This is a genomic window from Gammaproteobacteria bacterium (assembly GCA_036381015.1).
Taxonomy (GTDB): Bacteria; Pseudomonadota; Gammaproteobacteria; order Steroidobacterales; family Rariloculaceae; genus ZC4RG20.
In genome coordinates this window covers 69,898-78,719 of sequence record DASVDR010000007.1, presented here as the reverse complement: position 1 = coordinate 78,719, position 8,822 = coordinate 69,898, and the positions used below count along the sequence as shown (strand labels likewise).

The window sequence follows — 8,822 nt, the reverse complement described above, 5'->3', positions numbered from 1 at the left end:
GCGTCGCGCTCGCCGTCGCGGCCGTGCCGGAAGGCTTGCCCGCGATCGTCACGGCCGTGTTGTCGCTCGGCGTGCAGCGCATGGCGCGCCGCAATGCGATCGTCCGCCGCCTCGCCGCCGTCGAGACGCTCGGCTCCGCGGGTGTGATCGCGTCGGACAAGACGGGCACGCTCACCCGCAACGAGATGACGGCGCGGGCCGTGGTGACGGCGAGCGGCCGCGTCGAGCTCGCCGGCACGGGCTACTCGCCCGAAGGCGACGTGACCGCCGCGGGCGGCGGCACGGTCGAAGGCGACTTGCGGAGCGAGCTCGTGCGCGCGCTCACCGTGGCCGAGCGCGCGAACAATGCGGCGCTCGAGCTCCGCGACGGCCGGTGGACGATTCAGGGCGACCCGACGGAGGGTGCTCTCACCGTCGCCGCTCGCAAGGCCGGGCTCGGCCGCGACACGCTCGACCGGCGCTACCCTCGGCTCGCCGAGATTCCGTTCTCGTCCGAGCGCAAGCGGATGAGCACGATCCACGCGGACGCGGAGCGCGACGCCGTTATCGTCATGACGAAGGGCGCGCCGGACGTGCTGCTCGAGCACTGCACGGCGGAGCTCGTCGGCGCCGACACCCGGCCGCTGACCGCCGATCGCCGCGCAGCGATTCTCGCGGCCAACGAAGCGCTTGCGGACGAGGCGCTGCGCACGCTCGGCCTCGCATTTCGCGAGCTGCCGAAACCCGCAGTCGAGCTCGAAGCGGTCGATTCCCGCATCGAGCGAGATCTCGTCTTCGTCGGCCTGATCGGGATGATCGACCCGCCCCGCGCCGAGGCGAAGGAGGCCGTCGCACGCGCGAAGCGTGCCGGCATTCGCACGATCATGATCACCGGCGATCATCCGCGCACCGCCGCCGTGATCGCCGAGGAGCTGGGGATCGCCGGCGACGGCCGAGCGGTCACCGGCGCGGAGCTCGCGACGAGCTCCGACGAGGACGTCGACGGCATCGTTCGCGACGTTTCCGTCTACGCCCGCGTCGATCCGGAGCACAAGCTGCGGATCGTGCGCGCGCTCCAGCGGCGCGGGATGACGGTCGCGATGACCGGGGACGGCGTGAACGATGCGCCGGCGCTGAAAGCGGCCGACATCGGCATCGCGATGGGGATCACCGGCACCGACGTCTCGAAGCGGGCCGGCGACATGGTGCTCGCGGACGACAATTTCGCGACGATCGTCGCCGCCGTCGAGGAGGGCCGCGCGATCTTCGCGAACATCCGCAAGTTCTTGCGCTATCTCCTGTCGTCGAACGTCGGCGAGGTCGTGACGATGTTCTTCGGCGTGCTGCTCGCGGACGCGATCGGGTTGAGCGCCGCGGCGGGAGAGGGCGCCTTCGCGTTGCCGCTGCTCGCGACCCAGATCCTCTGGATCAATCTCGTCACCGACGGTGCTCCCGCGCTCGCGCTCGGCGTGGACCCCCCGGACTCCGACGCGATGACGAGGCCGCCGCGCCCGGCACGGGAGGGCGTGATCACGCCGCGAATGTGGCGCGGCATCTTCGCGGTCGGTGCGATCTTCGCGGCCGGAACGCTGCTCGTGATCGACGTGAGCCTACCCGGCGGGCTCGTGGAAGGCTCACGCGGCCTGCGTGAAGCGCAGACGATGGCCTTCCACACGCTCGTGCTGTTCTCGCTCTTCAACGTCTTCAACGCCCGCTCCGACGAGCGCACCGCCTTCGCGGATCTCTTCGCGAACCCGTGGCTCTGGGGTGCGGTCGGGCTCTCGCTTGCGTTGCAGGCGGCGGTGCTCTACACGCCGTTCCTGCAGCGCGCCTTCTCGACGACGCCGTTGAGCCTCGCGGATTGGGTGCTCTGCACGGTGATCGCGAGCTCGGTGCTGTGGCTGCGGGAGCTCGGCAAGGCTTTCGGGCGATTGCGGCCGGAGACGTCGCCGGGCGCCTCGGAGGCCGAGCGGCCTGCGTCGACGCGCGGAGGCGCCGCGGCGCGGGATTGACTCCGACGCCTTTCGGCCGAGCGCCGTGCGAGCCCGGGCGCCCGGGAACGCGCGGTCAATCCGCGGCCCGAGCCTCCTCCCGTTCGCGGCGCTCGCGCCGTTCCGCCTGGCGGCGCAACGCCCGCTCGCGCAGCTTGTCGAGCCGCTCTTGCTGCTCCTCCGCGCTGAGCTCGCGCGGCTCGGGCTTCGTGCATTCGAGCACGGCCCAATCGAGCTCACGCTGGTAGTCGAGCGTGTTCATCGCGTTCGTCGCGGCCTGAATGAAATAGAGGCTGACGCCGAGCTCCCTTTCGAGGGCTCTCACGTCCATCGTCGTCATGCGGCTGCCGAGCCGAAGCGCGCCGCGCAAGTCGCAGCGGAATCCGGCTTCGCTCCCCTGGGTGGAGAAGTCGTTCGAGCCGCGGGCCTCGACCGGATTGCCCCACTGCCAGGTGAAGTCCTTCTGCGGCAAGCTGACGCCGAACTGTGCGGCGGCCGGACCGGCGAACCCGAGCGCAACGAGCGCCCCGGCGGCGGCGGAGACGGATCGATAGACACTCATCGTAACGCTCCCGCTTCGCGTCCCGCCCATTATGCAAATCGCCGCCCGGACCCGCCAGCGCATCGCGCGCCGTGCGGTACGTTTCTTGCTTTCCGATCCGCAACGATTCTGCATGGGGCGGCCGCGGCTGAGCGCAAACGGGGGTCTGGATCGTGGACGGCAAGGCAGGCGCGAAGGGCTCGTGGATGGCACAGCCCCCCGGGGAACGGCGCGGCGGCGATCGACGGGCGCCGCAGCACGGCGGAAGGCCCGGCGAAGGGGGGAGCCGCAGGCCGGGCGACGACAAGCCCTCGATGCCGCGCAACACCTGGATCTGGTTCGTTCTGATCCTCGTCGCGAATTTCCTGCTCGTCCGGACGTTCTTCTCGGAGCCCGACGCGGCGCTCACGGTGCCGTACACCGTGTTCAAGGAGCAGGTCGCGGCCGGTAACGTCGAGGCGATCTACAACCAGGGCCAGAGCATCGAGGGGCGTTTCGTCCGGCCCGTGACGTATCCGCCTCCTCGGACGGCCGCCGACACGGACGAGGGCGGCGCGGCCGCGCGGGGCGGCGAACGCTCCGACGCGCCGGCCGAGCGTTCCTCCGGCGGCGACGCCGCGGGCTCCGAAGCGCCGGCCCGGGGACCGCTCGGCGAGCGGCCCGAGCCGCGCACCGGAAGGACCTTCGAGACGACGCTCCCGACCTTCGTGGATCCCGGCCTCGAGGCCTTGCTGATCGATCACGGCGTCGAGATCACCGCGGAGCCGATCAGCTCCGGCGGATCGCCGCTCAGCGTCCTGCTGTTCGGCTTCGGGCCCGCGATCCTGATCATCGCCTTCTACGTGTGGCTCTTCCGGCGCGCGGCGAAGCAGGGCGGCGGGCTCGGCGGAGGCCTGATGGGCATCGGGCGAAGCAAGGCGCGGCGCTACGACGCGGAGCGAGACGCTCGAGTGACGTTCGACGACGTCGCCGGCATCGACGAGGTCGAGGCAGAGCTCGTCGAGATCGTCGATTTTCTGAAGTCTCCGGAAAAGTACACCCGCCTCGGCGGCACGGCGCCGAAAGGCGTGCTGCTCGTCGGCGCGCCGGGAACCGGCAAGACGCTGCTCGCGCGCGCGGTCGCCGGCGAGGCCGGCGTGCCGTTCTTCTCGATGAGCGCCGCGGAGTTCGTCGAGATGATCGTCGGCGTCGGCGCCGCGCGGGTGCGCGATCTCTTCAAGCAGGCGCGGGAGCATGCTCCGGCGATCATCTTCATCGACGAGCTCGATGCGATCGGCCGCGCGCGCGGCGGGCTCGCGATCGGCGGCGCTTCGAGCGAGCAGGAGCAGACCCTGAACCAGATCCTCACGGAGATGGACGGCTTCTCGAGCCGCGAAGGCATCATCGTGCTCGCCGCAACGAATCAGCCGGACGTCCTCGATCGGGCGTTGCTGCGCCCGGGACGCTTCGACCGCCGCGTGGTCGTGAACTTGCCGGACAAGAAAGGCCGCGTGGAGATCCTGAAGATCCATACGCGCCAGACGCCGCTCGCTTCCGACGTGAGCCTCGAGGAGCTCGCCGCGGCCACACCCGGGTTCTCCGGCGCCGACATCCGCAACCTCGTGAACGAAGCCGCGCTGCTCGCGGCGCGCCGCAATCGCAACGAGGTGCAGCAGCGCGATTTCCTCGACGCGCTCGAGAAGATCGTGCTCGGGCCGGAGCGACCGCTGCTGCTCACGCAGGAGGACCGCGAGCGCATCGCGTACCACGAAAGCGGGCACGCGATTCTCGGGCTGCTCGTCCCGGGCGCCGATCCCGTGCACCGCGTCACGATCGTGCCGCGCGGGCAGGCCCTCGGCGTGACTTACCAGCGGCCCGACAGCGACCGCTACAACTACCCCGAGGCGTATCTGCGTGCGAGGATCGTCGGCGTGCTCGGCGGGCGCGCCGCCGAGGAGATCGTCTACGGCACGCGCACCACCGGCGCGGAGAACGACATCGCGCAGGCGACGGACCTCGCGCGCAACATGGTGACGCGGTGGGGCATGAGCGAGAAGCTCGGCCTCGTGCAGCTCGCGCCGCAGCGCAATCCGTACCTGAGCGGCTCCGGCGGATTCGCGGGCTACGGCGGCGAGAAGCCTTTCAGCGAGGAGACCCAGAGGGCCATCGACGCGGAGGTCCGCCGCATCATCGGCGACAGCTACGCCGAGGCGAGGCGCCTTCTGGAAGCGCACCGGCGCGAGCTCGACGCGCTGGTAGCGGCGCTGCTCGAGCGCGAGACCTTGGACGAGGAGGAGATTCTCGAGGCGACCGGGTTGCCCGCGGCACCGGCGCTCGAGGAGCGACGCGGCGAGAAGGCGGCGAGCGCGGCGGTGTGATCGACGGGCGGCGCATCGAATTTCGAGCGCGTCTTCATCGGGACCCTTGCCGGCCGCTCCGTGGGTCGATCCTCGCTGCCTGCGTGCTGCTCGGGGGCTGCGCCGGCGTCCAATCCACGTTCTCGACGTTCGGCACGGAAGCCGAAGCGCTTCGTGCGCTCGGCGGCGGGATGTTCGCCGCGGCGGCGCTGATCACGCTCGGCGTGCTCGCGCTCGCCTGGCACGCGGTGCGCACGGACGAGGGCCTCGACTTTCACGGCGGTCTGCGGATCGTGCTCTGGCTCGGCGCCATCGTTCCGACGCTCCTCCTCACCGCGCTGCTCGTCGTGTCCCTGCCGCGAATGGAGCCGCTCTCGGCCGCCGAGGACGGCGTCGAGATCGCCGTGGACGGCGAGCAGTTCTGGTGGCGCGTGAGCTATCGGAGCGGCGCCGGCGCCGGCGTGGAGACGGCGAACGAGATTCGCATTCCGGCGGGCCGCGCGGTCACGTTCGAGCTCGAAAGCCCGGACGTGATCCACAGCTTCTGGATTCCGGGGCTTGCCGGAAAGCTCGACATGATCCCGGGCCGCACGAACGTGCTCACCGTGCTCGCGACGCGCGTGGGCTCGTTCCGCGGTGCGTGCGCGGAGTTCTGCGGCTTGAGCCACGCCAACATGGCATTCGACGTGATCGCGCTCGAGCCGGACGACTTCGACCGTTGGCTCGCCCGGCTCGCGAGGCCCGCTGCCGCCGTGACGGGCGACGGGCGGCGGCTGTTCGACGAATACGGCTGCCCCGCCTGCCACGTCGTGCGCGGCCATCACCCGGGCACGCCGATCGGCCCCGACCTCACGCATTTCGGATCGCGCGTGTCGTTCGCGGCCGGCACTTTGCCGCTCGAGATCGGCGCGGTCAGCGCCTTTCTGCGCGATCCCGCGGCTCGCAAGCCCGGTGTGAGGATGCCGTCGTTCGTGGACATGCCCGAACGCGACGCCAACGCGATCGCCGCCTATCTGCTGGAGCTGCGATAAGTGTCCGCGGCGCCGTTCGACGTGCCCGATCAGGACGATCCCGACGTTCGCGCGGCACAGGAGGCGCGGCTGCGCGCGGTTTGGGCGCCGCCCCGCGGCGTCTTCCTCCGCTGGACCGACGTGAACAACAACGCAGTCGGCGTTTGGTACACGTTGACGGCCTTCGCGATGCTGCTCTTCGCCGGAATCCTCGCGCTCGTGATGCGCACGCAGCTCGCCGTGCCGAACAACGATTTCGTCTCGGCGTCGACGTTCAATCAGCTCTTCACGCTGCACGGCTCCGTGATGATGTTTCTGTTTGCGGTGCCGATGTTCGAGGCCGTGTCGATTCTGATCCTGCCGCAGCTGCTCGGCGCGCGCGATCTGCCGTTCCCGCGCCTCTCGGCCTTCGGCTACTGGAGCTTTCTGATCGGCGGCGTGTTCGTCGCGGGCTCGATCTTCTTCGACGCCGCGCCGGACGGCGGGTGGTTCATGTATCCGCCGCTCACGACCGAGCCCACGATCACCGGCATCGGCGCGGACATCTGGATGCTCGGGCTTTCGTTCATCGAGGTCGCGTCGATCGCCGCGGCCGTGGAGCTGATCGTCGGCGTGCTGAAGTGCCGCCCGCCCGGGATGCGGCTGAACCTCATGCCGCTCTACGCGTGGTACATCCTCGTCGTCGGCGTGATGATCCTGTTCGCGTTCCCGCCGCTGATCGCGGGCGACATCCTGTTCGAGCTCGAGCGCCTGCTCGACTGGCCGTTCTTCGACGCGGCGCGCGGCGGCGACCCGCTGCTCTGGCAGCATCTCTTCTGGATCTTCGGTCATCCGGAGGTCTACATCATCTTCCTGCCGTCGATCGCGCTTTTCGCGATGATCGTGCCGACGTTCGCGCGCCGTCACCTCATCGGCTATCCGTGGATCGTGCTCGCCGCCGTCGGCACGGGCTTCATCAGCTTCGGACTGTGGGTGCACCACATGTTCGCGACCGGGCTGCCGAACATCAGCCTCGGATTCTTCTCCGCCGCGTCGGAGGCCGTGGCGATCCCCACCGGCGTGCAGATCTTCGCCTTCATCGCGACGCTCTGGGCGGGCCGCGTCATCTGGTCGACGCCGATGCTCTACGGCGCGGGCGCGCTCGCGATCTTCGTGATCGGCGGCCTCACGGGCGTGATGGTCGCCGTTGCACCGTTCGACTGGCAGGCGCACGACACGTATTTCGTCGTCGCGCACCTGCATTACGTGCTGATCGGCGGCGCCGTGATGCCGCTCTTCGCCGGGCTCTACTACTACTGGCCGATGGTGACGGGGAAGAAGCTCTCCGATCGGCTCGGGCGTGCCGCGTTCTGGCTGATCTTCGCCGGCTTCAATGTCGGCTTCTTCCCGATGCACGTATCGGGGCTCATAGGCATGCCGCGGCGCGTGTACACGTATCCGGAAGGGCTCGGGCTCGATGCGCTGAACTTCACGTCGACCGCCGGCGCGTATCTGCTCGCGCTCGGCATCGCGATCGTCGTCGTCGATCTCTGCCTGTCGCCCGCGCGCCGCCGCGCCGAGCGCAACCCGTGGAACGCCGGCACGCTCGAGTGGCTCGCGGGCCCGCGGCAGGAGCACTGGGGCGTGCGATCCGTGCCGCTGATCGAGTCGCGCTATCCGATCTGGGACGAGCCGCGCTTCATGGAGAACGTCGACGAGGGGCGCTACTTCTTGCCGGACGCCGAGGAAGGTTGCCGCGAGCTGATGATCAGCAGCGTCCTCGACGCGAAGCCGCTGCAGATCGCGCGCATCGGCGGGCCGAGCGTCAAGCCGTTTCTCGCGTCTGCGGCGCTCGGCGGAGTCTTCATCCTGACGACGTTCCACCTCTATTGGCCGGCGCTCGCGAGCGCCGTGCTCGCGCTCGCCGCGATCGTATGGTGGCTGTGGAGCGGGACGTCGATGATTCCCGAGAAGACGGCGAAGGCCGCGGGCCGCGGCCTCGTGCTGCCGCTCTACTCGTCGGGCCCGCAATCGCCCGGCTGGTGGGCGATGTGCATCACGATGACGGCCGATGCGACGGCCTTCGCGAGCCTGATCTTCGGCTACTTCTTCTACTGGACGATTCATGCGGAGTTTCCGCCGGACGCCGCGCCGGGGCTTTCGGGGCCGGGCATCGTTTCGCCGATGGCCGCGCTCGGGCTGATGCTCGCGGGCTGGGCGGCGACGGTCGGTGCCCGGGAGGCGAATGCGCGCGGCCGGACCGGAGTCGCCCGCGCCGCGCTGGCGGCCGGCGCCGCCGCGACCGGCGCCGGCGGTATCGCCGCGCTCGCCGCGCCGTGGATCGCGGGCCTCGATCCGACGCTTCACGTCTATCCTGCGATCGTGTGGGTGCTCGCGATCTGGATGGCCGCGCACGCGCTCCTCGGCGTCGTGATGCTGCTCTATGCGCTCGCGCGGAGCGTCGCCGGGCGCGTGACCCCGACGTACGACGGGGACCTCCGCAACGTCACGGTGTACCAGCACTTCACGGCGCTCACCGCGGCGGTAGCCTTCGGCGTGATCGCCTTTTTCCCGGAGCTCGCGGCGTGAGCCTCTACCGCCGCGCGCAGCAGATGAAGTCGACGCTGTGGGCGTTGATCCTGCCGCCGACGGTATGGGCTCTGCACTTCCTGTTCTGCTACGTCTACGCCGCAGTGCGGTGCGCGAAGGGCGGGCCCGGCGTCGTGCTCGGCGACGTGCGGGTCGCGATCGCGGCGGCGACCTTCGCGGCGCTGCTGATCGTGCTCGCGTCGGGCTACGTGGCGTGGGCGAAATCGCGAATCGCCGGCGACCCGCCGGCGCACGACGACAGCACCGACGAGGACCGCGCGCGTTTCCTCGCCGTGTCGACGCTGCTGCTCGCGTCGTTGAGCTTCGTCGCGATCGTGTTCACGGCTTTGCCGGCCTTCGTTTTCGAGGACTGCCGTTGAGCGCGGGGCCGGCAGGC

6 protein-coding genes are annotated in these 8,822 nt (G+C 70.1%); 5 read left to right on the top strand and 1 reads right to left on the bottom strand.

Annotated features, from left to right (window positions below; genetic code table 11):
• The coding region (locus VF329_01890) for a cation-transporting P-type ATPase (GenBank protein HEX7079749.1) at positions 1-1,991 on the top strand (1,991 nt) is incomplete at its 5' end.
• Positions 1,992-2,046: 55 nt separating this feature from the next.
• On the opposite strand, the gene VF329_01885 is transcribed toward VF329_01890, so the two are convergent.
• A complete protein-coding gene (locus tag VF329_01885) occupies positions 2,047-2,532 on the bottom strand; it encodes a hypothetical protein (protein ID HEX7079748.1) in 486 nt (161 codons plus the stop codon).
• Positions 2,533-2,825: 293 nt separating this feature from the next.
• On the opposite strand from VF329_01885, the gene ftsH reads away from it, so the two are divergent.
• The 4 genes from ftsH (at position 2,826) to VF329_01865 (ending at position 8,805) form a co-directional block, all read left to right on the top strand.
• On the top strand, positions 2,826-4,868 hold the full coding sequence (ftsH, locus tag VF329_01880) for an ATP-dependent zinc metalloprotease FtsH (protein ID HEX7079747.1): 2,043 nt from the start codon (positions 2,826-2,828) through the stop codon (positions 4,866-4,868).
• Between the two features lie 83 nt (positions 4,869-4,951).
• Positions 4,952-5,878: a cytochrome c oxidase subunit II gene (locus VF329_01875; protein ID HEX7079746.1), complete on the top strand. Its 927-nt coding sequence runs from the start codon at positions 4,952-4,954 to the stop codon at positions 5,876-5,878.
• Positions 5,879-8,425: a cytochrome c oxidase subunit I gene (gene ctaD / locus VF329_01870; GenBank protein HEX7079745.1), complete on the top strand. Its 2,547-nt coding sequence runs from the start codon at positions 5,879-5,881 to the stop codon at positions 8,423-8,425.
• Positions 8,422-8,805, top strand: a complete 384-nt coding sequence (locus VF329_01865) for a hypothetical protein (GenBank protein ID HEX7079744.1) — start codon at positions 8,422-8,424, stop codon at positions 8,803-8,805. The genes ctaD and VF329_01865 overlap by 4 nt, the downstream gene beginning before the upstream one ends.
• Positions 8,806-8,822: the final 17 nt, after the last annotated feature.

Bases quoted from the DNA above. Each gene is read 5' to 3' on its own strand.
- VF329_01885 (HEX7079748.1), bottom strand. From the start codon at position 2,532: ATGAGTGTCTATCGATCCGTCTCCGCCGCCGCCGGGGCGCTCGTTGCG.
- ftsH (HEX7079747.1), top strand. From the start codon at position 2,826: ATGCCGCGCAACACCTGGATCTGGTTCGTTCTGATCCTCGTCGCGAAT.